This is a genomic window from Paenibacillus sp. NRS-1781, from assembly GCF_050467745.1.
GTDB lineage: Bacteria > Bacillota > Bacilli > Paenibacillales > Paenibacillaceae > Paenibacillus > Paenibacillus terrae_A.
Map to the genome: position 1 here is coordinate 1 of NZ_JBITPI010000069.1, position 1169 is coordinate 1169.

Below are 1169 nucleotides of genomic sequence, written 5' to 3' on the forward strand. Positions count from 1 at the left end.
TATATAAGTTGAACTAAAGAAAAAAATGACTAGAACCTGACACAGAGACGGTCAATGATCGTCAAAGGTACTTTCATAATCTCTTCCATGAATTGTTGTACGTTGGTGCGAATTTCGGTGACCGTGTGGTAGAAAACGTTGTTAATCACATCCGATTTAAGCCATTTCCACAACCCTTCGACTGCATTGAGTTGTGGGCTATAGGGAGGCAGAAAAACCAGTTCAAGTCGGTCCTTCATCTCGGTTAGGAACGGTTCCAGCAATTTCGCATGGTGGATTCGTGCATTATCCAACACCATCACGATTTTGCCTGTTGGATATTCGGCTACGACTTTTTTCAAAAAGCTCAAAAAGGTTTCTGCTGTATACTGCTCATCTTCCTGCCATACGATCTTGCCTGTCCCATAGTCGACGGTTGCCAGCAGTTTGACCCCGCGATGTTTACCTGTCGTTTGAATGATACGTTGCTTGCTGCGGAGAAACCACGTTTTTTGAATCGCTTGGTAATCGCGAATCATGGATTCGTCTTCAAATAGCACATGCTGGATTTCGTCCTTCAGGTGTCTTTTTTTAAATCCGGAAACGTTTCTTCTGAAAAGATTCTTTGTTTTTCTTCGTCCGCCGCTGCCAAGGTATAGGTTGGCTTGGTGTAGCTTAGCCCCTGACGGTGCATCATTTTGGAGATGCCACGAAGCGAATACGTCACTCCAAATTCCCGTTGGATAAAGGCTGCCATGATCTCCAGTGTCCAATTGTGCCGCGCGGTAAAGCCTACATCATGCGGAACGGAGTTGACGATGGTCTGTTTCAGCTTTTCCTGTTGTTCTTCGGTTAATCGAACGGGGGCGCCTGGCGAATGATTCATTTGCAGACCTGGAAGCCCTCCTGTTTCATAGGCTTGAATGTAACCTTTTACGGTTTTTACACTTCGGTTGATGGTATGAGCTATTTGCTCTATTTCTGTTCCTTGCAGATACAAATACAGCGTCTGGTATCGTTCGTACATTCGACGTTTTTGGGCTTGCTTCATCGCGATTTGGATCTCTTGGAATGATGCTGAATGTTCCATTGAATTCCCCTGCCTGTCTAAAGTTATTGTCTATATTACTTCGACATGTAGCAACGAAATCCTTACCATAGTTTTCTAATCTTAAGTTCAACTTATATAG

At 44.0% G+C, this 1169-nt stretch carries 1 protein-coding gene; it reads right to left on the bottom strand.

The window, feature by feature from the left end:
- Positions 1 to 29 precede the first annotated feature (29 nt).
- Positions 30 to 1069 (bottom strand): IS630 family transposase gene (locus tag ACIFO6_RS22470; RefSeq protein WP_430044064.1). Its coding sequence is split into 2 segments (ribosomal slippage): positions 30 to 563 and positions 566 to 1069, totalling 1038 coding nucleotides; the frame shifts between segments, so codons are not numbered across the junction.
- Positions 1070 to 1169 lie beyond the last annotated feature (100 nt).